At 73.8% G+C, this 21,066-nt stretch carries 21 protein-coding genes; 11 read left to right on the top strand and 10 right to left on the bottom strand.

Annotated features, from left to right (window positions below; translation table 11 throughout):
- Positions 1–28: 28 nt before the first annotated feature.
- Positions 29–1,606: a protein kinase gene (locus tag AB0M43_RS10120; RefSeq protein WP_363722983.1), complete on the bottom strand. Its 1,578-nt coding sequence runs from the start codon at positions 1,604–1,606 to the stop codon at positions 29–31.
- On the bottom strand, positions 1,603–2,310 hold the full coding sequence (locus tag AB0M43_RS10125) for a hypothetical protein (protein WP_363722985.1): 708 nt from the start codon (positions 2,308–2,310) through the stop codon (positions 1,603–1,605). Before AB0M43_RS10125 ends, AB0M43_RS10120 begins: the two co-directional genes overlap by 4 nt.
- Before the next feature lie 178 nt (positions 2,311–2,488).
- Between AB0M43_RS10125 and AB0M43_RS10130 the strand changes: the two genes are divergently transcribed.
- Both AB0M43_RS10130 and AB0M43_RS10135 read left to right on the top strand, forming a co-directional pair.
- Positions 2,489–2,833: a hypothetical protein gene (locus tag AB0M43_RS10130; RefSeq protein WP_363722987.1), complete on the top strand. Its 345-nt coding sequence runs from the start codon at positions 2,489–2,491 to the stop codon at positions 2,831–2,833.
- Positions 2,834–2,841: 8 nt separating this feature from the next.
- Positions 2,842–3,285 (top strand): hypothetical protein, encoded by a 444-nt coding sequence (locus tag AB0M43_RS10135; RefSeq protein WP_363722989.1) that lies wholly within the window; start codon positions 2,842–2,844, stop codon positions 3,283–3,285.
- A gap of 184 nt (positions 3,286–3,469) precedes the next feature.
- Here the strand turns inward: AB0M43_RS10135 and AB0M43_RS10140 are convergent, their stop codons facing one another.
- The 3 genes from AB0M43_RS10140 to AB0M43_RS10150 all read right to left on the bottom strand — a co-directional run bounded on the left by AB0M43_RS10140 (position 3,470) and on the right by AB0M43_RS10150 (position 5,890).
- The gene (locus AB0M43_RS10140) at positions 3,470–4,435 is read right to left on the bottom strand and encodes an NAD(P)-dependent alcohol dehydrogenase (protein WP_363722991.1); all 966 of its coding nucleotides are present in this window, start codon (positions 4,433–4,435) and stop codon (positions 3,470–3,472) included.
- Between the two features lie 264 nt (positions 4,436–4,699).
- On the bottom strand, positions 4,700–5,140 hold the full coding sequence (locus tag AB0M43_RS10145; protein WP_363722993.1) for a GNAT family N-acetyltransferase: 441 nt from the start codon (positions 5,138–5,140) through the stop codon (positions 4,700–4,702).
- A 78-nt stretch (positions 5,141–5,218) separates the two neighbouring features.
- Positions 5,219–5,890: a TetR/AcrR family transcriptional regulator gene (locus AB0M43_RS10150; protein ID WP_363722995.1), complete on the bottom strand. Its 672-nt coding sequence runs from the start codon at positions 5,888–5,890 to the stop codon at positions 5,219–5,221.
- 100 nt (positions 5,891–5,990) lie between these two features.
- On the opposite strand from AB0M43_RS10150, the gene AB0M43_RS10155 reads away from it, so the two are divergent.
- Together AB0M43_RS10155 and AB0M43_RS10160 are read left to right on the top strand one after the other, a co-directional pair.
- Positions 5,991–6,788: a thymidylate synthase gene (locus tag AB0M43_RS10155; protein WP_363722997.1), complete on the top strand. Its 798-nt coding sequence runs from the start codon at positions 5,991–5,993 to the stop codon at positions 6,786–6,788.
- Positions 6,785–7,258, top strand: a complete 474-nt coding sequence (locus tag AB0M43_RS10160; RefSeq protein WP_363722998.1) for a dihydrofolate reductase — start codon at positions 6,785–6,787, stop codon at positions 7,256–7,258. The genes AB0M43_RS10155 and AB0M43_RS10160 overlap by 4 nt, the downstream gene beginning before the upstream one ends.
- 78 nt (positions 7,259–7,336) lie before the next feature.
- Here the strand turns inward: AB0M43_RS10160 and AB0M43_RS10165 are convergent, their stop codons facing one another.
- A complete protein-coding gene (locus AB0M43_RS10165) occupies positions 7,337–8,332 on the bottom strand; it encodes a zinc-dependent alcohol dehydrogenase family protein (RefSeq protein ID WP_363722999.1) in 996 nt (331 codons plus the stop codon).
- An 87-nt stretch (positions 8,333–8,419) separates the two neighbouring features.
- Here AB0M43_RS10165 and AB0M43_RS10170 point away from each other — a divergent pair, with 87 nt between their 5' ends.
- Positions 8,420–8,752: a helix-turn-helix domain-containing protein gene (locus AB0M43_RS10170; protein ID WP_363723000.1), complete on the top strand. Its 333-nt coding sequence runs from the start codon at positions 8,420–8,422 to the stop codon at positions 8,750–8,752.
- A gap of 139 nt (positions 8,753–8,891) precedes the next feature.
- Here AB0M43_RS10170 and AB0M43_RS10175 read toward each other — a convergent pair whose 3' ends face one another.
- Positions 8,892–12,110 carry a PQQ-dependent sugar dehydrogenase gene (locus AB0M43_RS10175; RefSeq protein WP_363723001.1) on the bottom strand — a complete coding sequence of 1,073 codons (3,219 nt, stop codon included), beginning with the start codon at positions 12,108–12,110 and terminating at the stop codon, positions 8,892–8,894.
- A 179-nt stretch (positions 12,111–12,289) separates the two neighbouring features.
- Here AB0M43_RS10175 and AB0M43_RS10180 point away from each other — a divergent pair, with 179 nt between their 5' ends.
- Together AB0M43_RS10180 and AB0M43_RS10185 are read left to right on the top strand one after the other, a co-directional pair.
- Positions 12,290–12,577 (top strand): metalloregulator ArsR/SmtB family transcription factor, encoded by a 288-nt coding sequence (locus AB0M43_RS10180; protein WP_363723003.1) that lies wholly within the window; start codon positions 12,290–12,292, stop codon positions 12,575–12,577.
- Positions 12,574–12,963, top strand: coding sequence for a VOC family protein (locus AB0M43_RS10185; protein ID WP_363723005.1), 390 nt, complete (start codon positions 12,574–12,576; stop codon positions 12,961–12,963). The genes AB0M43_RS10180 and AB0M43_RS10185 overlap by 4 nt, the downstream gene beginning before the upstream one ends.
- 60 nt (positions 12,964–13,023) lie before the next feature.
- Here the strand turns inward: AB0M43_RS10185 and AB0M43_RS10190 are convergent, their stop codons facing one another.
- On the bottom strand, positions 13,024–14,571 hold the full coding sequence (locus AB0M43_RS10190; RefSeq protein WP_363723007.1) for a S1 family peptidase: 1,548 nt from the start codon (positions 14,569–14,571) through the stop codon (positions 13,024–13,026).
- A gap of 319 nt (positions 14,572–14,890) precedes the next feature.
- On the opposite strand from AB0M43_RS10190, the gene AB0M43_RS10195 reads away from it, so the two are divergent.
- Entirely contained in the window at positions 14,891–15,766 is an 876-nt protein-coding gene (locus AB0M43_RS10195) for a sigma-70 family RNA polymerase sigma factor (RefSeq protein ID WP_363723009.1), read from the top strand.
- Positions 15,767–15,868: 102 nt separating this feature from the next.
- Here AB0M43_RS10195 and AB0M43_RS10200 read toward each other — a convergent pair whose 3' ends face one another.
- Positions 15,869–16,243, bottom strand: a complete 375-nt coding sequence (locus AB0M43_RS10200; RefSeq protein ID WP_363723011.1) for a hypothetical protein — start codon at positions 16,241–16,243, stop codon at positions 15,869–15,871.
- Positions 16,244–16,539: 296 nt separating this feature from the next.
- On the opposite strand from AB0M43_RS10200, the gene AB0M43_RS10205 reads away from it, so the two are divergent.
- Positions 16,540–19,380, top strand: coding sequence for a M36 family metallopeptidase (locus tag AB0M43_RS10205; protein ID WP_363723013.1), 2,841 nt, complete (start codon positions 16,540–16,542; stop codon positions 19,378–19,380).
- A gap of 209 nt (positions 19,381–19,589) precedes the next feature.
- Here AB0M43_RS10205 and AB0M43_RS10210 read toward each other — a convergent pair whose 3' ends face one another.
- Positions 19,590–19,907: a DUF6355 family natural product biosynthesis protein gene (locus AB0M43_RS10210; RefSeq protein ID WP_363723014.1), complete on the bottom strand. Its 318-nt coding sequence runs from the start codon at positions 19,905–19,907 to the stop codon at positions 19,590–19,592.
- Between the two features lie 310 nt (positions 19,908–20,217).
- Here AB0M43_RS10210 and AB0M43_RS10215 point away from each other — a divergent pair, with 310 nt between their 5' ends.
- Both AB0M43_RS10215 and AB0M43_RS10220 read left to right on the top strand, forming a co-directional pair.
- Positions 20,218–20,580, top strand: coding sequence for a DUF2089 domain-containing protein (locus tag AB0M43_RS10215; RefSeq protein ID WP_363723016.1), 363 nt, complete (start codon positions 20,218–20,220; stop codon positions 20,578–20,580).
- Between the two features lie 20 nt (positions 20,581–20,600).
- Positions 20,601–21,050, top strand: coding sequence for a hypothetical protein (locus AB0M43_RS10220; RefSeq protein WP_363723018.1), 450 nt, complete (start codon positions 20,601–20,603; stop codon positions 21,048–21,050).
- Positions 21,051–21,066 lie beyond the last annotated feature (16 nt).

A 21,066-nucleotide genomic window follows, 5' to 3' on the forward strand; every position in this document is an offset into this window, starting at 1 on the left:
GTCCGCGTCCACGGGGCCCCGCACCCGCTCAGCGGACCGCGTACCGGTCGTAGGCCGCCAGGACCCGGTCGACGAACGCGCGGGCCTTCTCCGGCACCCCGCCGGCCGCGAGCACGGAGCCGCTGCCGTACTCGTAGGCCGCCGCGAGCAGCGGGTGGTGGTCGCCGGGCAGGTGGGCGAAGCGGGCGTCGATGCCGCACAGGTACAGGCCGAGGACCGCGATCGCGTCGCCCGGGTCGAAGATGCTCGGCTGGGGCCCGCGCACGCCGACGGCCCAGGAGTTGAAGACGCCCGGCGTCCACATGGCCAGTCCGCCGTCGCCGTTGGGCCGGCGCGCGTCCGGGTCGAAGCCGCTCTCCACGAACAGGATCGCGGCCACCAGCGCGGGCGTGACCAGGTCGGGGTGCTGGCAGCGGTGCGCCGCCTCCGTGATCATCGCCCGGTAGACGGCGGGGACGTCCGCGTCGGGCCGCAGGTCGCCGACCGCGAGCCGGCGGGGCGGGGCGGGTTCGCCGGTCGGGCCGGTGAGCAGGGCGCACACGGCCAGCAGGGCCACCACCGACCAGACGAGCCGACTAACTCCCGGGCGCCCCGGCGCGGAAGTCCGCGCGGCGAACCAGGACCGGCCGGTCCCCGGCGCCCCGCCGCCCGGGGTCCCCGACACATCGAGGGCGCGTCGCCGGCGGAACCGGCGTCCGGTCCGCGCGCCGCCGTCCAGCGCCCGGATCCGGCGCAGCAGCTCCGCCGCCGGAAACGCCGACCGGCGCGCGTGGTCCGGGCTCAGGCAGTCGGCGACCAGCGCCCGCCACGGCGCCGGGATCCCCGGCCACAGCCGCAGCCCGTCGACGCCGGCCGCGTACCCCAGGGCCGCGCCCGCCCGGGCCCGCCCCGTCTGCCCCGGGAACGGGTGCAGCCCGCCCGCCAGCACCTGGTGCGCCAGGACCCCGAAGGCCCAGACGTCGCGGGTGGTGCGGGTCGGGACGCCGCGCGCGCCGAGGAGCGCGGTCGACCATTCGGGCGGCAGGTAGTCGGGGGTGCCGCCGTGCGGGCCGTAGGCGTGCGTACCCTCCAGCTCGGCCGTCAGCCCGAAGTCGGACAGCCGCACCCCGCCGTCGGCGGCCAGCAGCACATTGGACGGCTTGAGGTCGCCGTGCACCAGGCCGTTGCCGTGCATGTGCGCCAGCCCCTCGCAGATCTCGGCCAGCAGCCGGCCGGCGTCGGGGAGGGGCGCGCCCGGTTCGGCGGCGGCGAGGAGTTCGGCGAGGCTGGTGCGGGCGCGGTCCATGACGAGCACCGGGGCGCCGTCGAGCGGGCCGCCGGGGTCGCGGGCGGTGGCCAGGGCCCGGGTCCGGATCAGCCGGGGGTGCCGCAGCCGGGTGGCGTAGCGGCGTTCCCGGGCGACGACCTCGGCCAGTTGCGCGTGCTGGGCGGGGCTCAGCGCCCCGGCGGGCAGGAACTTCAGAGCCACCCCGTCGGGGGGTACGGCCGGGTCGACCGGCTCGGCGGCGTACACGCTGCCCCAGGCGCCGGTGCCCAGCGGGGCGGTCACCCGGTGGCCGGCGACCTCGAACCCGACGGGTACCGGCACGGCCCAGCCGGCGGTCACGGGTTTCCGGGCGGCAGCAGCGCCAGGTGCTCCTCGCGGACGAGGCCGAACCGCAGGGCCAGCGCGACGAGGGCCTCCCGTCCGCTGTCGCCCCGGTCGCGCAGCCGCAGCTTGTGGTCGGCCAGGTAGCCGATGTGGAACGCGACGGCACTGGCGCCGAGGCCCAGGCGGGCGGCGATCTGTTCGGAGCCGGGGATCCGGGTCGCCGACGGGTCCCGCAGCCGGGGTTCGCACAGGGCGGTGAGGACCTGGAAGTAGCGGGCGGTCTCGTCCAGGGCGAACGCGCTCACGGTCGGCTCGCCGGCCACCCCGGGCGGCGGCAGGTCGGCGAACGCGTGGCCGGGGGCGAACACCTTCAGTTCGGCGCGGCCGTCGACGCCGGGCAGGACGAGCCGGCTGAGTTCGAACGGGACGGGGACGCCGAGCCGGCGGGGCGGCACCCGCACGTACTCGCCGGCGCCTTCGAGGTTTTCGACCACGTAGCCGGTGTCGGCGCTGAAATTGCTGACCCGCCAGTAGTCCTCGCGGGCCACGACCTCGCCGCCGAGCCGGGACACCGCGGGGTTGGCCAGCACGATGTCCGGGGTCCGGCCGGGGGCGCCACGGCCGAACGTGAGCCGCTGGCCGGGGGCGATCCGGTGCGGCGGGCCGCCCTCGCCGGACTGGACGATCACCGTGTGGGGCGCTGCGCGGTCGTCCGGCATCCAGGTCCCCCACCTGTGTCGCAGGGCGTTCTCGCCACCGATCCTAGGCCGGTACCGGTGGACCTGTCCAGAAGTGTGGCGTTGTCAACCTGCGACGTCACAGGTACCCGTTTCGTCGGCCACGGTAGACAGTGGACCGGACAGTTTCCGCACTCATTCGGGGAGTAGTGACGTGAACGTGCAACGCATTCGCAAGACCGTGGTGGTCGCGGCGGCCGTGTCCGCCCTCGCCCTCGCCGGGGCCGCTCCGGCCGCCGCCGCGTCCACCGGCCAGTCGGCCGCGCCGGCCGGCGCCGGGTCCGTGACCGCCGTGTGCACCTACCGGATCACCGGCGACGGCGTCCGGTTCTGGACCCAGCCGGGATCCGGGACCGTCCTCGGCCTGTTCTACGTCGGCGACACCGTGACCGGGGACCCCAACAACGTCTCCGGGGGCTACCGGTTCGTCTACAGCGGCAAGCACGGCAGGTCCGGCTGGGTGTCCACCGGCTACACCTCCCGCGTCGGCCTGTGCGCGGAATAGGGGACCCGGTGACGATCCTCCGCTCCCGCCGGACCGCCGCCTCGGTGGCCGCCGTGCTCGCCGGCACGGGCCTCGCGCTCGCGCCGACCGCCGCCCGGGCGGCCCCGTCCTCCGGTCTGGCGATCACCGCGATCGGCTACTGCCGGGACATCGACCCGGGCTACCCGGCCAGCGACGGCCAGTCGCTGTGCGCGAAGGTGACCGGCATCAACGCGGGCTCCTACCTGGGCGTCCGCACCACCCCGCACTACGGTTCCCCGGTGCTCTACCGGCTGTACAACGGGAACACGGTGGAGGTGGACTGCTGGACCACCGGGGACGGCGCGGCCGACAAGCCCAGCTACAGGTACTGGATGGGGCTGTACCGGGCGAGCGGGCCCGCGTACGTCAACGACTGGTACCTGACCACCGGCGGCCCCGGCACCTGGCAGCCGAGGCTCACGCACTGCTGACCGGCGGTGGTGGCCGGGGTGCTCCCCCGGCCACCACCACGGTCCCGATCCGGCGGTCCCGCGACGGCGATCGGGGGTGCGGGGCCGAGCCGGGAACGTCTTCCGACCGGACGTGGTCGCGGGAGCGGGCCGGGCCGCCCACCGCACGGGGCCCCGGCGCGGCGGGCGCCCGTCCGCGCCGGGGTCAGACCACGAGGACGACTTTGCCCCGGGTGTGGCCCGCCGCCACGTACCGGACGGCCTCGGCGGCCTCGCGCAACGGGTAGCTGCGCTCGACCACCGGCCGCACCCGCCCCGCCTCGATCAGGTCGCGCAGGCACTCCAGGTCCGCGTGGTTCACCTTCGCCAGCATCCCGACCAGCCGCTGGTCGGTGAACCGCGAGGCCAGGTTCGCCCTGAGCAGGGAGCCCAGCGGCCCGATCCAGCGGTTCCGCTTGGGCCCGCCGACCACGACCAGGGTGCCCGTCGGCGTCAGGGCCCGCCGGCGGTCGGCGAGCGTGCGGTCGCCCGCCACGTCGAGGACCAGGTCGAACGGTCCACTCCGGACGAAGTCCTCGCGGGTACGGTCCACCACGTGGTCGACGCCCAGCGCGCGGACGGCTTCGACGTTCCTCGTCGCGCACACGGCCGTGACCTCCGCGCCGAGGGAGCGGGCGATCTGGACCGCGAAGGAGCCGACCCCGCCGGAGGCGCCGTTGACGAGTACCCGTCGACCGGGTTGGATCCTGCCCGCGTCCCGCAGGGCCTGCAGCGCGGTGATGGCCGCCATCGGCACGGCCGCCGCCTGCTCGAACGTCAGGTTCACCGGCTTGGTGGCGAGTCTGTCCACGGGCACCGCGACGTACTCGGCGAACGCGCCGCCCTTCATGCCGAACACCTCGTCGCCGGGGCGGAACCGGGTCACCCCCGCGCCGACGGCCTCCACCGTGCCCGCCAGGTCGACCCCGGTCTCCGCCTGCTTCGGCGCCCGCAGCCCCCGGCCCAGCCGCATGATGTACGGCCTGCCGGTCACGTGGTGCCAGTCGTACGGGTTGACGCCGGCCGCCCGGACCCGGACCAGCACCTCGTCGTCCCCGACCGCCGGCACCTCGACGTCGCGGAGTTCCAGCACGTCGGGCGGGCCGTACGCGCTTCGGACGATCGCCTTCATCGGTGTTCCCATTCGTCGCCGGGGTGGTGCGCCCAGCCTGCCGGAGCACCGGCCGCGCCCGCGTCCGTCCGGTGGCGGCGACCGGGGTACTCCCCCGGCGGTATCCGGGCGGCGGACGGCTGCGCCGGGCGGCGTAGAACCGCGCACGGGGGCGTGGGGGCCGGACGGCGTGGGACCGGGCGGAGCGCGGCCGCGCCGGGCGTCGATCGTGGGGCCCGTCTCGCCGGCCGGACGCGGGGCGCCGCCCTCGGGAGCCCGAGCGGGTCAGGCCGGCAGCGTCAGGGTGACGTAGGGGATGGTGTCGCCCGGCAGGACGTACCGCTCGACCTCCACGAAACCGTTCGCCACCGCGAACCGGAGCCCGTCCACGTTGGACGCCAGGATGATCGTCCCGACCGGGCCGGCGCCCAGCGCCCGGGCCCGCTCCAGGCCGCGCGCGTACAGTTCCGCGCCGAAGCCGCGCCGGCGGTAGTCGGGCAGCACCCGGGCGATCACGACGGCCGGCTCCCCACCCGACGGCGGGCGCACCGTGGAGCAGCCGACCGCGACGTCGTCGAGGTAGGCGACCTCCAGGTGGTTGCGCCCGGCGCGTTCGCGCACCTCGTCGAGGGTCAGCGGATGGGTCGGGATGATCGCGTTGTGGACCTGCCGCCAGTCCTCGAGGCGGCGGTCGTCGTCGGGCTGTTCGACGCGGAGGCTGTGCATCGCACCAGGCTAGAACAGCCCCGGCCCGGTGCCGGCGACAGCGGTCGACAAGGCGCCGCGCACGGCATGGCCGGTGGGCTACCGGTTCTCCCGGAGCCACGCGCCGGCCCCGGCCAGCGAGGAGGCCGCGGCGGACTCCAGGTCGTCGCCGAGCCCGACCGCCAGGTTCGCGCCGAGCGGGGCGAGCACCTGGGCGAGGCTGTCGTCCTCGGCGCCGAAGTAGCCGGCGAGTTCCAGGGTGATGAAGCCGTGCAGCCCGCTCCACAGCTGCGCGGCGGCCGAGGACGGCTCGCCGACGTGGAACCGGCCCGCGTCGTACGCCCGGCGGACCGCGCCCGTGAGGCGTTCGAAGGCGCGCTGGCCCAACTGGGGTGTCCCGGCGGTGACCTGGACGGTGGGGACCCGGCGGCCGGCGGGGGCGGTGAGGCCGAACATCACGCCGTACAGGTGCGGGTTGTCGAGGGCCGCCTGCCGGTAGCCCAGCGCGAGCCCGAAGATGTCGGCGACCGGGTCGGCCGTCTCCGGCACGGCGTCGAGGCGCGCGGCGAGCAGCCGGAAGCCCTCCTCGGCGACGGCCTCCACGACCCCGGGCATGCCGCCGAACCGGGTGTAGACGGCCATGGTCGACGTGCCGGCCTCCGCCACCAGCGGGCGGGCCTGCAACGCCTCGGGGCCGCCCTCGGCGAGCAGCCGGATGGCGGCCGCCACCAGCCGGGCGCGCAGATCGGGGTCCTCGGGTCGGGAACGCATCCCGCCATGGTGCCATAACCGCGTTATATCGGTTCGTGACGGCCGTGACACCACCGCGCGCTGACCTGCGCCCCGGCCGGCGGCGTTGTACCCTCGCGGGATGCCCGATACCCAATACGAGGACCTCCTCCGGCACGTACTCGACAAGGGGACCCGCAAGGAGGACCGCACCGGCACGGGGACGCGCTCGGTGTTCGGGTACCAGATGAGATTCGCTCTGGATCGCGGGTTTCCGCTGGTCACGACCAAGCGCGTGCACTTCAAGTCGGTCGCCTACGAGCTGCTGTGGTTCCTGCGCGGCGACAGCAACGTGCAGTGGATGCGCGACCACGGCGTGACGATCTGGGACGAGTGGGCCGCCCCGGACGGCGACCTCGGACCGGTCTACGGGGTGCAGTGGCGGTCCTGGCCGACCCCCGACGGCGGGCACGTCGACCAGATCGGCGAGCTGCTGACCACCCTGCGGGAGAACCCCGACTCCCGCCGCATGATCGTGTCGGCCTGGAACGTCGCGGAGCTGCACCGGATGGCGTTGCCGCCGTGCCACGCGTTCTTCCAGTTCCACGTGGCCGACGGCCGGCTGTCCTGCCAGCTCTACCAGCGCAGCGCGGACCTGTTCCTCGGCGTGCCGTTCAACATCGCCAGCTACGCGCTGCTCACCCACATGATCGCCCAGCAGGTCGGCCTGGAGGTCGGCGACTTCGTCTGGACCGGTGGCGACGTGCACATCTACGACAACCACGTCGACCAGGTGACCGAGCAGCTCAGCCGGGAGGCGTACGAGTTCCCGCAGCTCACCCTGCACAAGGCGGACTCGCTGTTCGACTACCGGTACGAGGACTTCGAGGTCGTCGGCTACCGGCACCACCCGTCGATCAAGGCCCCGATCGCGGTATGACACTCGGACTGATCTGGGCCCAGGCCGCCAACGGCGTGATCGGCCGGGACAACGCGCTGCCGTGGCACCTGCCCGAGGACATGAAGCGCTTCCGCACCCTGACCGCCGGCGCCACCATGATCATGGGTCGGCGGACCTGGGACTCGCTGCCGGAGCGGTTCCGTCCGCTGCCCGGCCGGCGCAACCTGGTCCTCACCCGGCGGCCGGACTGGTCCGCCCCGGGGGCGGAGGTGTTCGGTTCCCTGGCCGCCGCGCTGGACGCGGCGACCGGGGACGTCTGGGTGATGGGCGGCGCGGCCGTCTACGCCGAGGCACTGCCGTTCGCGGACCGGGTGGAGGTGACGGAACTCCAGGAGTCCTTCGAGGGCGACGTGACCGCGCCGGCCGTGGACCTGCCGGTGTCCGGGACGACCGAGTGGGCGACGTCCAGCACCGGACTGCACTACCGGCACGTCACCTACGTCCGGTAGGGACCTCGCCGGGCCGGGACCAACCGGATACCGGGCCGCACCCCGACGACCCGGCGGCCCGGCGCCCGCCCCCGATCCTCAGTCCCCCACCGTCACCACGATCTTCCCGACCTGCTCCCCGGCCTCCATGTGCCGGTGCGCCGCCACGATGTCCTCCAGCGGGAACACCCGGTCCACCACCGGCCGGAAGGCACCGGTCCGCAGCCCCGAGGCGACGTACGCCGCGCCCCGGCGCAGCCGCTCCGGGTCCGTCGTGGTCTCCAGCACCGTGTAGGTGCGGACACTGAGGGCGGGCATGCCCAGGTCGAACCCCGGATAGGGCGTCGGCCGGCCGCTCAGCCCGCCGTAGAGCAGGAGCGTGCCGCCCGGGGCGACCGCGCGGGCCAGGTCGGTGACGCCGGGGCCGGCGACGGCGTCGAAGACGTACTCGGCACCCTTGCCGCCGGTCAGTTCCAGCACCCGGGCCGGCACGTCCTCCTCGTCGGAGACCAGCACGTGCGCCGCGCCCTCCTCCAGCAGCCGGGCCCGCTTGGCGCCGGTCCGGGTGACGGCGATCGGGGTGGCGCCGACCCGGTTCGCGGTGTGGATGGCGGCCAGGCCGACACTGCTGGAGGCGGCGGTGAGCACCACCGTGTCGCCGGCCCGCATGCCGCCCTCCACCAGCGCGCCGTACGCGGTGAGGTAGGGCATCCAGACGGCCGCGCCGGACACCGCGTCCACCCCGTCGGGGCGGCGCAGCAGCGCGGCGGCGGGGACGAGCGCGCGGTCGGCGTACACCCCGTAGTCGTTCTGGGAGAACGCCGGCACCGTGCTCACCGCCTGGCCGGGCGCGAAGCCGGTGACTCCGGGGCCGACGGCCTCGACGACGCCGGCCGCCTCGGAGCCGAGCCGGGCCGGGAAGCGGGTCACGTTCTCGATGTACACCCCGCCGCGGAACAGCGCCTCCGCCCTGTTCACCCCGATCGCCTGCACCCGGATCCGCACCTCGCCCGGTCCCGGTTCGCCCACGTCGAGGTCCTCCAGCCGCAGGACCTCCGGGCCGCCGATCTCGTGGAACCGCACCGTTCTCGCCACGCCAAACTCCCTCGCTCGCCGGATGATCGACTCAAGCACGAAGGTACGATGGCTGTCAAACTTTGATCGGTGTCGTACCATGGCCGGATGGACGAAGGACGCACCCCGCCGCACCCGGACCTGGCCCAGGTCGGCCTCCAGCAGGTCCTGGAGGCGCTCGTCGACCCGGTGCGGCGCGGCATCGTGACCCAGCTCGCCACCGCCGGGGCCGACATCCGGTGCGGCGACTTCGACCTGCCGGTGAGCAAGTCCACGGCCACCCACCACTTCAAGGTGCTCCGCGAGGCGGGCGTGATCCGGCAGTACTACGTCGGCACGTCCCGGATGAACGCCCTGCGCGACACGGAGCTGGACGGGGCGTTCCCTGGCCTGCTGGCGGCGCTGGTCACGGCGGAGGCCGGGGCGCCCGCGACGACGTGACCGCCGCGCGTCGTCCCCACGACGGCGGGCGCATCGCGAAGACCCAGAAACCGATCCGAGGGGTACCGGCACCCGGCGGCGCACACCCGCCGAACCGGCTCACGCGTGCCGACCGGCCACGTGGATCCTCAGCCCCCGGTCACGGCGCCGGCCGCAGCGCCACGTGGATCCCGATGTGCACCCCCGGGTTCGCCGCCGTTGCGGTCCGCACCCCGCTCGCCCCGGCGGCCACCAGCACGCTGTCGGACGCCTCGGCCAGCGCGTCGCGGGGCAGGTCCGGATTCGGCGAGGACACGTCGTACCGCTCGGTGCCGGCCGGCGTCACCCCGCCCTCGGCGTTGAGCCCGACCAGGTGGACCAGCCGGGCACCGGCCACCGTGGTCGTCACCGACGGCGCCTCGACGGCCGTGTCCGCGCTGGTGTCCACGGTGATCCCCGAGACGTCCACCGGGCTGCCCGGAGCGACCCCCCGGTAGGCGGAGATCCCGGCCGCCAGCCGCCGGACCTGGGTGGCCGTCCACGTGTACCCGGCCGGTTCGGCCGCCCCGGCGACCCGCACGTACACGGCGTGCCGCAGCGCGCCCGGGACGGTGCCCTGCCGGACCTCGGTCCAGCCCGGCGGGGCGGTGAGCGGCGCGTCGTCCGCGTTCACCACGACGGAGGCCACCAGCACGTCCCCGCCGGTGGTGCCGGCCGGCCGGGCGACGGTGACGCTCTGCCGGCCGGCGGCGGAACCCGAGGAGGCGGAGGCCACGAAGCCGATCCCGCCCGCAGGGGGCACCGATCCGGCCGGGCGCAGGGCGACCAGCGCCCCGATGTGCACCCCGGCGGCGCTGGCCGTGGCCGTCCGGACCCCGGTCGCGCCGGCGGTCGGCTGGGCCGCGTCGGACGCCCCGGCGAGGGCGTCGCGGGTGTCGGTCGGGTTGGGTGAGGAGGCCTCGTACCGTTCGGTCAGGCCCGCCGGCGGGGTGAGGCCGCCCTCGGCGTTGACGGCGGCGAGGTGCAGCAGCCGGGTGCCGGGCACGGTGGTGGTGACCGAGGGCGCCTCGACCGCCGTGTCCGCCGTGGTGTCGACGGTGGCGGCGGAGACGTCGACCGACTGGTTCTGGTCGACGCCCTGGTAGGAGGAGATGCCGCCGGCCAGCCTGCGGAAGTCCGAGGTCAGGGTCCAGGTGTAGGCGGCCGGTTCGGTGCCGCCCGCGACCCGGGTGTAGACGGCCTGCCGCAGCCGGCCGGCGATGCTGTCCTCCCGGACCAGGGTCCAGCCGGCGGGCGTGCCGAGGCCCGGGGCCTGGCCGTTGACCACGATGGCCGCGACCATCACGTCCCCGGGCGCGGTGCCGGTCGGCTTGGCGATGGTGACGCTGTTGCGGCCGGCGTCCGACCCGTTCGACGCGGCGGCCCGGAACGTGATCCCGGCCGGGGCGGTGAACGCGGCCGTGTACGTGACCGGGGCCGCCGGCAGCGTGACCGGGTGGGTGGCCGCGCCGCCGTCCGACCAGGAGGAGAACTCCCGCCCGTCCTGCGGGGACACGACGCCCAGCTCGCGGGTCATGCCCACCACCCCGGTCACCGTGTGCGGGGTGGTGACGGGCTGCCCGTCGAGCGTGAGCCGCAGCCCGGACGGGGTGGACGCCAGGGTCACCTGCACCGTGTTGGGGTGGATGTCGCGGACGACGTGGTGGGTGAGCCCGGCGGCGTCGGTGGCGGTCAGGTGGATCCGGTAGAAGACGTTCGCCGACACCTCCCCCACGGTCGGGACGACGAAGGTACCCGACGCCTGACCGGTGACCGGGCCGAGGAACGGGTGCACGTGGTCGTCGTGGTGGAAGACGACCTCCCAGGTCAGGGCGGACGGCGGCAGGGGGCCGTTCTCGGGGTCCGCGCCGCCGCCGGAGTAGGTGACGGTGTCCCCCGCGCTGTACCGCGCGCCGGACGCCGGCTGGTCGATGGTGGCGACGGGCGGCCGGTTGTCGAGGACCCGCAGCCGGGCTCCCGCGCTGACGGCGGTCCCGTGCGCGTTGGTCACCCGGACCCGGAACACGTCGTTGTCGTCGGCGAGGGTGGTGGCGGCGATCGTGAAGGTGGCCGAGGTCGCGCCGGGGATGTCCACGCCGTCGCGCTGCCACTGGTACGCCAGCGGCGGGGTCCCGCTCGCCGACACCGTGAACGAGGCCGGGTCGCCCAGGGACACGGTCCGGGGCGCGGGGTCGGTGGTGACGGTCGGCGGCAGGGCGGCGTCGTAGGAGATCCGCCGGACCCGGGCGGGGTCGCGGTCGGCGCGGGTCAGGACGTAGAGGTATCCGTCCGGGGACACCGCGAGGTCGACGACGAACCGGAAGCCGGTCCCGAACGGGGTGACCGTGCCGTTGGCCGGGTTCAGCTGGCGGACCCAGGAGCCGCAGTAGTCGCCGAAGAAGTACTGGCCCACGTACTGCGCCGGGAACCGGGCCGTCGCCGGGTCGTAGAACACGCCGCCGGCGATCGAGCAGCCGGTGGTGGCGGTGGTGCCGTGCCCGTAGGCGAACAGGGGGGCCGTGAAACGCGGGTCGGTCGACGGGCCCTCGACGGTCGGCCAGCCGAGGTTCGCGCCGGCCGTGACCTCGTTGACCTCCTCCCAGGTGTGCTCGCCGACGTCGTTGACGTAGTACCGGCCGGTGCCCGGCTGGACGGCCGCCGTGAACGGGTTGCGCAGCCCGAGCGCCCAGATGGCCTGGTTGATGCCGGTGGTCTGGGCGTGGAACGGGTTGTCGGCCGGGATGGTGCCGTCGGCGTTGAACCGGAGGATCTTGCCGAGCGGGCTGGTCAGCAGCTGCGCCCTGGACGGCGAGGCGTTGTCCCCGACGGGCACGTAGAGCTTGCCGTCGGTGCCGAAGTGGATGTCGCCGCCGTTGTGCACCAGGGCGCCCAGGGTCGGCAGTTCGATCAGGACCTGTTCGCTGCCGGGGACGGCGGTGTCGCCGTTGGCCGTGAACCGGCTGACCCGGTTGTGGCTGGCGGGGAGCTTGGCCGTGTAGTACACGTACACGAAGTGGCTGGTCGCGAACGCCGGGTCGAAGGCGATGCCGAGCAGGCCGCGTTCGCTCTGCGCGTCGGTGTCCACGGTCACGAACGGCGTCGGCAGCATCGCCCCGTTCTTGACGACGCGCAGCGTGCCGGCCTGCTCGGACACGAACAGCCGGCCGTCGGGGGCGAACTCCATCGCCGTCGGCGCGGTGGGCGCGGCCACGACCGACTCGGAGAAGCCGGTGGGCACGGCGGCCAGCGCGGGCCGGGGCAACCCCAGCACGACCAGAACGAGCCCCAGAACGACGACAACCAGCCGACGGGTACGCGACGCGCGGGGCGAACGGTGCATCGGGACGGACCTCCAGCGCGGCGGACTCTCCTCGGACAGCGCCTAGATGCTCCCATAGGCGTCATTAGTCGGGATTGACTTCGGAGATAGCTCCCCCGGCGTCCCAAATTGCATTCCTCCCCCGCAGAAACCTGGCCCGACCTCGCATAGGCAAGTGATTACTTGCCTATGATGGCCGGGTGGGAGACATCTTCAAGGCGCTGGCGGATCCCACGCGCCGCCTGATCCTCGACGAGCTGGCGGAGCGCGACGGGCAGACCCTGTTCGAGCTCTGCTCCCGGCTCGCGATGAAGCACCAGCTCGCCTCCTCCCGGCAGGCGGTTTCGCAGCACCTCGACGTGCTGGAGGCGGCCGGGCTGGTGCGGTCCCGCAGGCAGGGGCGGTACAAGTTCCACGACATCGACACCGGACCGCTGGAGCGCCTCGCCGACAGGTGGCGGGGGCGGAACACTGAGGAGCCAACATGATCGTCAACGTGTGCAGCGTCTGGGTGGACGACCAGGCCAAGGCCCTGCGCTTCTACACGGAGGTACTCGGCTTCGTGAAGAAGACCGACGTCCCCCTCGGCAACGGCCACAGCTGGCTGACCGTGGTGTCGCCCGAGCGCCCCGACGGGGTCGAACTGCTGCTGGAGCCCGACGAGCACCCGGCCTCGAAGCAGTTCAAGACGGCGATCGTGGCCGACGGGATCCCGTTCACCCAGTTCGCCGTCACCGACGTGCGGGCGGAGTACGAACGGCTGACCGGGCTGGGCGTGGAGTTCACCCAGCCGCCGACGGTGATGGGGCCGGTCACCACGGCCGTCCTCGACGACACCTGCGGCAACCTCATCCAGCTGATGCAGATGAACTAGACCCGGCGGCGCCGGCCCGCCCGGGGTCCCGGGTGGGCCGGCGCCGGCCGTCCGCGCCGGTCAGGGCTTCGTCACCGCCAGGGTGTAGCTTCCGGTGCCGCTGTCGGCGACGACCTTGTAGACGTAGTACCCGGCGGCGCCGGTGTAGGTCACGCTCTCCTCCGAGGTCGACCCGTTCGACGTGGCCACCGTGGTCCAGGCGCTGCCGTTCCACTTCTGCAGGAACAGGTCGAAGTCCGCGCCGGCCGGGCCGCGCAGGCACGCCTTGTGGGTGCCGGACACCGTGGTCTGGTAGTAGGTGCCGTTCGGCTGGAACTGGGAGGTCGTCGTGCCGGTCAGGGAACCGGAGTAGCTGGACTGGTAGCCGGTGCACCCGGCCGGGACCGGGGTGGGGGTCGGGGTCGCGGCTCCGGTGTAGAGGGTCAGGCCGTAGGCGGCGAGCGCCTCGCCGACCGGCTGGAAGTACGCGACGTGGGTGCTGACGTGGCAGCCGTTCGTGGTGCCGCCCTCGTGCAGGCCGACGGCGGTGCTGCCCGAGACCCAGGAGCCGCCGGAGTCGCCGGCCTCCGAGCAGGCGTCGGTCTTGACGAGGCCGTTGACGGTCAGCGAGCCGTACACGGCGGAGTAGTCGACCTCGGTGACGGTGCCGCAGTGCCACTGGGTCGTCTGGCCCGACCGGCACACGGACTGGCCGACGACCGTGTCCCCGGTGCCGGTGACCATGACGTCGCCGTTGCCGTAGCCGTTGACCGTGGCCGACAGGTTCCAGCCGGCCGCGGTGACGTCGACCCGGCCGTAGTCGCCGGTCGCGCCGTTGGTGCTGGCGCCGGAGACGCCGAGCTGGGTGCCGTCCTTGCCGTAGGCGGCCTGGCTCGTCGGGTAGTCGTTCGTGCAGTGCCCGGCGGTCAGGAAGTGTCTGCTGCCGCCCGGTCCGGTGGCGGCGAACCCGATCGAACAGTTGGTCTCCGTGCCGGGCCGCCACGCGTCCCCGCCCCGGACGTCCCCGCCCTGCTGCCGGGGCGAGGAGTCGGTCTCGACCACGGTGACGGCCCCGTCGAGGGCTCTGAGCCGGGCCGCCAGCCCCGCCGGGGCGGTGGTGCGGTCGAGGGTCACGACGACGGCGTTGGCGCGGGCGTCGGTGCCCCAGCCGTTGACCCCGGACGGGTGGTCCCGGCCGACGAGCGCCGCGACGGCCGCCCCGGCCCGGTCGAGGTGCCGCTGGTCGTGGCGCACCAGGGTCGGGCGGGCCCCGGCCGCGCGGGCCCGCTCGGCGGCGGCCCGGTCGGTGACCGCGACGGCGAGCGCGCCGGCCTCCGCGTCGTACCAGACGCCGGCGTGCCGGTCGCCGAGCGCCCGCCGGACGTCGGCGGCGGTGCGCCGGGCGGCGGACTCGCGGGCGATCCGGTCGCGGGCCTGGTCGGCGCTGAGGCCGAGGTCGCGGCGCATCGCGGCGAGCATGCCGGGCGACGCGACGGCCGCGTCGCCGCCCGGGGAGGAAACCGGGGCGGGTGCGCCGGGCGGGGCCGCCCCGGCGGGGGCCGACCCGAACGTCCCCACCACGGTGGCGAGCAGGCAGGCGGCGAGGGCGGCGGTGCGGGTTCGGGACATGCGGGACTCCAGGGTTCGACGGACGCGCCTTCCCCCGAGCGCGGGTGCCGCCCAGCATCGCCGCGCACCGGGGCGGGCCGATACAGGGGAAACCCTTGTCCTCACGCAGGGGCATCGGAAATACCACCATTGAGGGGTACTCCGGGCATAAGAGTTACACCGAGGGTCACCGCGCGGGCCGCGTACCCCCATGGGCCCCGGTCTGGATCTTCGGCTCTTATGATCTTGGTTGGCCGCCGAGCGGGCCTCCCTGTCACAACAGCGCGCGCCGGCGCGTCAGTGGTGCGACGGAACGCGACGACGAACGGGGAAGTGCCCGATGGACGAACACGACGTGCTGGCCGAGCGGTTCGAGGCCAACCGCACCCACCTGCGGGCGGTCGCCTACCGGATGCTCGGCTCGCACACCGAGGCCGACGACGCCGTGCAGGAGGCCTGGATCCGGCTCAGCCGCTCCGACACCGACGGGGTGGAGAACCTGGGCGGCTGGCTGACCACGGTCGTCGGCCGGGTGTGCCTGGACATGCTGCGCTCCCGGAAGACCCGGCGCGAGGAGTCCCTGGAGTCCCGCGTCGTCGAACCGGTCGCCGACCCCGAGGACGGGGTCGACCCGGAACAGCAGGCCGTGCGGGCCGACGCGGTCGGGCTCGCGCTGCTCGTCGTGCTGGAGACCCTGGCCCCCGCCGAACGGCTCGCGTTCGTCCTGCACGACCTGTTCGCGGTGTCCTTCGACGAGATCGCCCCGATCGTGGGCAAGACCCCGGCCGCCGCCCGGCAGCTCGCCAGCCGGGCCCGCCGCCGGGTCCAGGGCGCGGACCCCGCCCCCGAGACCGAACCGGCCCGGCAGCGCGAGATCGTGCGCGCGTTCCTCGCGGCCGCGCGCGGCGGGGACTTCGCCGCCCTGCTGGAGGTCCTCGACCCCGACGTCGTCGTCCGGGCCGACAGCGGCGCCGTGGCGCTGGGCTCGACGAGTGTCACGCGGGGCGCCTTCGACGTGGCGACCTACTTCAACGGGCGCGCCGCCGCGGCGAAGGTCGCCCTCATCGACGGGGTGTTCGGGGCGACGTGGGCGCCGGGCGGCAAGCCCAAGGTGGTGCTGCGGTTCACCATCGTGGCCGGTCGGATCTCCGCGATCGACCTGGTCGGCGAGAAGGCGACCATCGGGGAGCTGGACCTCACGGTGCTGGACGACTGAGGCCCGGCCGGGCGCCCCCGGATCCGCGCGGGCGGAGGGCGCCGGGCCGGCCGCTGGTCGAGGCAGGGCGCTGATCGAGGCCGTCCGCCCGCGCGGGACGGGTCAGAGTGGCAGCGGGCCGAAGCCGGTCAGGTCGCACCGGCGGACCTGGGTGTTGTGCCAGGTCACGGCCCGCTCGATCTGGTCGCGGGTCAGGGCCGTCGCCCGGGCCAGGTCGTCGCCGCCGAGCGCGTCCGGGACCGCCGCGTTCAGCGCGCGGATGATCTGGCCGGCCCAGAGTTCCTCGTCGACCCAGTCCCGGGTGGCGAGCTCGGCGGTGACGGCCGCGAGGTGGTTCGCGCCGCACGCCGTGACCGGGCGCAGGCCGTCGAGGTGCGGGCGGGTCGGGTGCACCGCCGAGGAGTCCGGGACCAGGGCCGTACGGGCCTGGGAGGCCGCGAGGACCCGTCCACATATGTCGCACAGGGTCGGTTCCACGTCTGGATCATGGGGTCACGCTGGGCTTTCTTCAACCCGCGACCGCAGGCCAAGGGTGAAAACGAGGGGTGCCGTCCGGCCCGCTCCCCGCCGGTCGGGGGCCGTCCGCCCTGTTCGGGGCCCGGAAGCGACCGGCGTGGGTCGATGTCCGTTGTTCGGGGGATGTCAGGGGGGCGGTGAGCATCCGACCGGCCCCGGACCGGCTGAATCCGCAAAGTACGGATTTATGCCGTAATTGTCAATAGAGTCCCCGCTGGTGCGGTAGCGCTGTGCGGCCGCCACGTCGAGGAGGCTCTGTGCGTACACCTTTCGCGTTCTTCTCGCGGCGACGAGCCGCGACCGGCGTCGCCGTACTGGCGGTGCTGGGCGCCTGGCTGCAGCCGACCGTCGCGCGGGCCGACCCGCCGACCACCCCGGGCGGCGCGACCCGGGGCGAACGACCGCCGGACTACGACGCCCGAACCGGAGCGGGCCGCGCGGCCCCCGACCGCGCCGCCGCGTACGCCCGGGTGCAGGCGCTGCGCGAGTCCCTCGGTACCCAGGGCATCGTGGACATCGACCCGCTGACCGGTACCCCGAGGCTCGTCACCCGGCTCGACGGCTTCCTCACCGGCCCGGCCCGCGCGGAGGCGGGCACGGTCGCGCTCGACTACCTGCGCGCGCACGCCGACGAGTTCGGGCTGACCCCGGCGGCCGTCGCCGGGCTCACGCTCCGCAAGGACTACGTGGACATCGCCGGCACCCACCACCTGCACTACGTCCAGCGCGTCGCGGGCGTGCCCGTGTACGGCAACGGCGTCAAGGCGCACGTCACGAAGGCCGGCGAGCTGATCCAGATCGACGGCTCGCCCCTGGCGGACCTGCCCGCGAAGCTCGAACCGGCGACCCTGACCGCCGCCGCCGCCCGCGCCGCCGCCGCGAAGGACGTGCACGGCGCGCCGGTGTCCGGCTCCGGCGACGGCACCGACGGCCCGGAGCGGGCCACCCAGTTCGGCAACGGCGACCGGGCCCAGCTCGTGGTGTTCCAGACCGCGACGGGCCCCCGGCTCGGCTGGCAGACGACGCTGCGGGGCGCGGCGTACCTGCACGTGGTGGACGCGCGGACCGGCTGGGTGCTGCTCCGCCGCAACCTGACCCACCACGACTCCGGCACGACCTGGGAGAACTACCCCGGTGCCGCGAAGGGCGGCCAGCAGGTGTCCCGCGACTTCACGAAGCCGGGCTGGCTGCCGGCCGGGTCGGCGACCCTGAAGGGGAACGTCGCGCACGTCTACCTCGACCTCAACGACAACGCCGCCGCCGACCCGGGCGAGGAGGTCGGGCCGAGCGCGCCCGGCAAGTGGAACTACCCGTTCACCAACTTCAACCAGGCGGTCGGGCCGCCGTGCTCGGCGCAGTACCCGTGTTCGTGGAACCCGGCCGTGGCCAACTCGTGGCAGAAGAACGCGAAGCAGAACGCGGTGCAGCTGCTGGCGTTCGCGGGCACGTTCCACGACCACCTGGCCGCCGCGCCGATCGGCTTCACCAGCGCCGCCGGCAACTTCGAGGCCAAGGACAACGACGCCGTCCAGATCCGGGGCCTCGACGGGGCCAACACGGCCGACGGGCTGCCCGACGCCGACCACATCGACAACGCGAACATGGCGACGTTCCCCGACGGGATCTCGCCCCAGATGCGGATGTACCTGTTCCACAGCCCCACCAACCCGGACGACCCGTTCCTGGCCGGCAACTCCGGCGACGTGGCCGACGTGGTCTACCACGAGTACACCCACGGGTTGTCCAACCGGCTCGTCGTCGACGCCAACGGGGTGTCCACCCTCGGCGGGATCCAGGCCGGCTCGATGGGCGAGGCGTGGAGCGACTGGTACGCGATGGACCTGCTGGCCAGCAAGGGGCTGTTCCCCGACACGGCGGCCCCGGGCGAGATCCAGCTCGGCAAGTACCTGGGCGCGGGCGCGAACCTGCTGCGCACCCAGCCCCTGGACTGCCCGGTCGGGCCCGCCTCGCCGAAGTGCCCGGGCGGCGGGTACACCTACGGGAAGTTCGGGAAGATCACGGCCGGGCCGGAGGTGCACGCCGACGGCGAGATCTGGGGCGAGACCCTGTGGGACCTGCGGACCGCGCTCGGCAGCGAGCTGACCCGCAACCTGGTCACCCGGGGCATGGAGCTGTCCCCGGCCAACCCGTCCTTCCTGGACCAGCGCAACGCGATCCTGCGCGCCGACAACATCGTGGGCGGCGGCAAGCACCAGGCCGCGATCTGGAAGGTGTTCGCGGCGCGCGGCATGGGCTGGTTCGCCGGCACGCTCGACGGCGACGACACCACGCCGGCCGAGGACTTCAGCCTGCCGCCGGGCCCGAACACGCCGCGCGGCTCCCTGACCGGCACGGTCACCGACACGGGTACGGGCAAGCCGCTCACCGGGGCGGTCGTCGTGTTCGGCGGGCACCGGTCCAGCTTCGCCGGGGCGTACACGGCGGTCACCGACACCGCCGGCAAGTACGTGATCAACAACATCACGGCCGGCACGTACCCGAAGGTGTCGGCCAGCGCCGCCGGCTACGACCAGCGCAGCTCGGCGGTGTCGGTGAACACCGGCGCCAACACCACGGACTGGTCGCTCACCCGCAACTGGGCCTCGCGGTCCGGCGGCGGTGCGGTCACCGCGTCCACCGGCCAGGACTTCACGGCCGACGGCTGCGGGCCGGGCAACATGATCGACCAGTCCCCCGGCAACGGCTGGGTCAGCGACGTCGTGGCGCAGGGCAACGGGATCGCCCCGCGCAGCGTCACGGTGAAGTTGCCCGACGCGGTCACGGTCGCGGAGTTCCTGATCGACCCGGCGTCCTCGTGCGGGCTCGGCGGCAGCGCCTCGGTCGGCGACTACACGGTCGAGACGTCCGCCGACGGCCAGGCGTGGCAGACGGCCGCCGCCGGGCACTTCGGGCCGGCGGACCGGCACCGCACCAACGCGGTCGTGCCGACGGCGGGCACCGGCACGGGCGTGCGGTACCTGCGGTTCACGATGGTCGGCACCCAGCTCGGCGACATCGGCGGCGTGTGCCCGGGGAACTTCTCCGCGTGCACCTACGTGTCGGCGAGCGAGCTCGGCGTGCACGGCGCCCTGAGCTGACGTGGCCCCGCCGGGCTCAGTGGTCCTCCTGAGCCCGGCGGGACGCCCCACATGCTGCCACCTCCGTGGCCCCGGGGCGGGCCGCCGACCCGTACTTTCGGTCGGCTCCAGCTGCCGGAACGCACGGTGTCCGTCCACATGACGGGACACGGTGGACGGACGGCCCCGCCCGACGGCGCGGGCGGGGCCTCCGGTGGGGTGGACGGGCTCTAACAGGCGGGGGCCGGGTGCGAGTACCACGCGTTGTCGACGGCGCCGGCGCCCCCGATGTCGGTGACGCCCCGGCCGCAGATCTGCCGGTACTGGTTCGGGCCCGAGGCGTAGTCGACGACGATCCAGATCGGGGCGTCGCCGCAGTGGTTGTAGTAGGCGGTGGCGTGCGTCTCGTAGAAGCCGCACACCTGGATGCTCGCCGAGGCCGGGGCCGAAGCGGCGGCCGGGGCTGCCACGGCGGCGGTCGGGGCCATGGCGGTCAGGGCCGCGCCCAGCAGGACCGCGCCGGACAGGATCGCGCCATGCTTCGTCATTCCTCGCATCGTGTTCACTCCTTTGTGTCGACAACACAGGGTCCATGGCTCTTGCGGTGCTCCGGATTGCTTGTGGAGTAACGCCCCGCCATGTCCACTTAAGATGCTTTAAGTACTGGAATGCAGCGACTACGCCAGATGGCCGCCCGGTAAACGATCAACGAACCGTTCATGATCACCGGATTCGGCCCGCGCGCATACCGGAGTATTCGGGCATTCATGGGCAAGGAACGATCTATCTTCACCGTACAATCAAAGAAGTTAAGGTTTTTGGATTGTGATCTTAAGATTCTTCAGGTAGAACTGAAGCATGGAATGGCAGGAGCTGACGCAACTGACGCAGGGCCAACCGCTGGTGGTCGAGCGGGTCCGGCTGCCGGAGCGCGGCGTGGTGATCGAGGGCGAGTTCGAGCTGCCCCAGCTCGCGCATCTCGAGGCGGCCGACCAGGTGTTCGTCACCGCCTTCGTCCGCTGCCACGGCTCCATCAAGGAGATGGAGCGGATCTTCGGGGTGAGCTACCCGACGATCAAGAACCGGTTGAACCGCATCGCCCAGAGCCTCGAATACGTCGAGACCGACCCCGCCCCGCCCCGGACAGAAGTGCTGGAGCGGCTCCAGCGCGGCGAGATCGACGTGACCGACGCACTCAGGGAACTGCGGTCCCGCCAGTGACACCCCCCGAAGGAGCGGACATGAGCGAAGAGCGGATGCAGGTGCTGCGGATGGTGGCCTCCGGCCAGATCACCGCGGAGGAGGGCGAGCAGCTGCTCGCGGTCCTCGGACACGACAGCGCGACGGCGGCCATCGGGAGCGCCCCGCCGGTCGCCCCCGGCAAGGCGAGATACCTGCGCGTGGTCGTGGCGGAGGGCGACGACGAGACAGGCAAGCACGCCACCCGGGTCAACCTCCGGGTGCCCGTGCAGCTGCTGCGGGCCGGCATGAAGCTCGGCACCATGCTGCCGGACCGGGCCAAGGACACGGTCAACGACGTGCTCCGGCAGAAGGGCGCGGCGTTCGACGTGTCCACCCTCAAGACCGAGGACCTCGACCTGCTGCTCGAACACCTCGACGACGTGACGGTCGACGTGGAGAACGAGAAGAACAACAAGAACAGCACGGTCCGGTTCTTCGTCGAGCGCTGATTCCGCGGTGGGGCCG

The organism is Longispora sp. NPDC051575 (genome assembly GCF_040681875.1).
In the GTDB taxonomy this organism is placed as follows: Bacteria; Actinomycetota; Actinomycetes; order Mycobacteriales; family Micromonosporaceae; genus Longispora.

Excerpts from the sequence above, each read along its gene's own strand:
- AB0M43_RS10125 (WP_363722985.1), bottom strand. The coding sequence starts at position 2,310 with ATGCCGGACGACCGCGCAGCGCCCCACACGGTGATCGTCCAGTCCGGC.
- AB0M43_RS10220 (WP_363723018.1), top strand. The coding sequence starts at position 20,601 with ATGAGCGAAGAGCGGATGCAGGTGCTGCGGATGGTGGCCTCCGGCCAG.
- AB0M43_RS10175 (WP_363723001.1), bottom strand. The coding sequence starts at position 12,110 with ATGCACCGTTCGCCCCGCGCGTCGCGTACCCGTCGGCTGGTTGTCGTC.
- AB0M43_RS10155 (WP_363722997.1), top strand. The coding sequence starts at position 5,991 with ATGCCCGATACCCAATACGAGGACCTCCTCCGGCACGTACTCGACAAG.
- AB0M43_RS10145 (WP_363722993.1), bottom strand. The coding sequence starts at position 5,140 with ATGCACAGCCTCCGCGTCGAACAGCCCGACGACGACCGCCGCCTCGAG.
- AB0M43_RS10190 (WP_363723007.1), bottom strand. The coding sequence starts at position 14,571 with ATGTCCCGAACCCGCACCGCCGCCCTCGCCGCCTGCCTGCTCGCCACC.
- AB0M43_RS10150 (WP_363722995.1), bottom strand. The coding sequence starts at position 5,890 with ATGCGTTCCCGACCCGAGGACCCCGATCTGCGCGCCCGGCTGGTGGCG.
- AB0M43_RS10210 (WP_363723014.1), bottom strand. The coding sequence starts at position 19,907 with ATGACGAAGCATGGCGCGATCCTGTCCGGCGCGGTCCTGCTGGGCGCG.
- AB0M43_RS10140 (WP_363722991.1), bottom strand. The coding sequence starts at position 4,435 with ATGAAGGCGATCGTCCGAAGCGCGTACGGCCCGCCCGACGTGCTGGAA.
- AB0M43_RS10215 (WP_363723016.1), top strand. The coding sequence starts at position 20,218 with ATGGAATGGCAGGAGCTGACGCAACTGACGCAGGGCCAACCGCTGGTG.
- AB0M43_RS10160 (WP_363722998.1), top strand. The coding sequence starts at position 6,785 with ATGACACTCGGACTGATCTGGGCCCAGGCCGCCAACGGCGTGATCGGC.
- AB0M43_RS10185 (WP_363723005.1), top strand. The coding sequence starts at position 12,574 with ATGATCGTCAACGTGTGCAGCGTCTGGGTGGACGACCAGGCCAAGGCC.
- AB0M43_RS10195 (WP_363723009.1), top strand. The coding sequence starts at position 14,891 with ATGGACGAACACGACGTGCTGGCCGAGCGGTTCGAGGCCAACCGCACC.
- AB0M43_RS10170 (WP_363723000.1), top strand. The coding sequence starts at position 8,420 with ATGGACGAAGGACGCACCCCGCCGCACCCGGACCTGGCCCAGGTCGGC.